General features: G+C 51.0%; 1 protein-coding gene. It reads right to left on the bottom strand.

From position 1 onward, the window contains the following. Nucleotides 1-492, bottom strand: a 492-nt coding sequence (tnpC, locus tag HBA93_RS18370; protein ID WP_221724260.1) for an IS66 family transposase, incomplete at both ends; no start/stop codon positions are given.

Raw genomic sequence — 492 nt, forward strand, 5'->3', positions numbered from 1 at the left:
GATGGCGTTGAGTTTACAAGTTTCTATCAGCGATGCGATCATAGCCCAGTTTTTGGCACCTGCTTCGTGGCCTGCAAAGAGTGCGTTTTTTCTGTTCAATGCGATTGGCCGGATCGTTCGCTCGACACTGTTGTTATCCAGCTCAACACGACCGTCGGATAAGAACAGGCAGAGGCCATCCCAGTATCTGGCAATGTATTTTAAAGCCTCACCCAATGGGGCTTTTGCCGATACACGTGCACGATGATAAACAAGCCATGCTTCCATATCACTGATCAGCGGCTTTGATTGCTCCTGGCGGACTGCCAGGCGTGCTTGCGGATTAAGACCACGTATTTCCGCTTCGATCCTGTAGAGTTCACCAATGCGCTTTATGCCGTCTTCGGCAATTGGTGATGAACCAGTCCGTACGATCTCAATGAGCTTGCGACGCGCATGCGCCCAGCAGTAAGCCAATTGTATATTGGGTCCAACACGCTCTGGTGCGATCAG

Source organism: Ochrobactrum sp. SFR4 (assembly GCF_019730395.1).
In the GTDB taxonomy this organism is placed as follows: Bacteria; Pseudomonadota; Alphaproteobacteria; order Rhizobiales; family Rhizobiaceae; genus Pseudochrobactrum.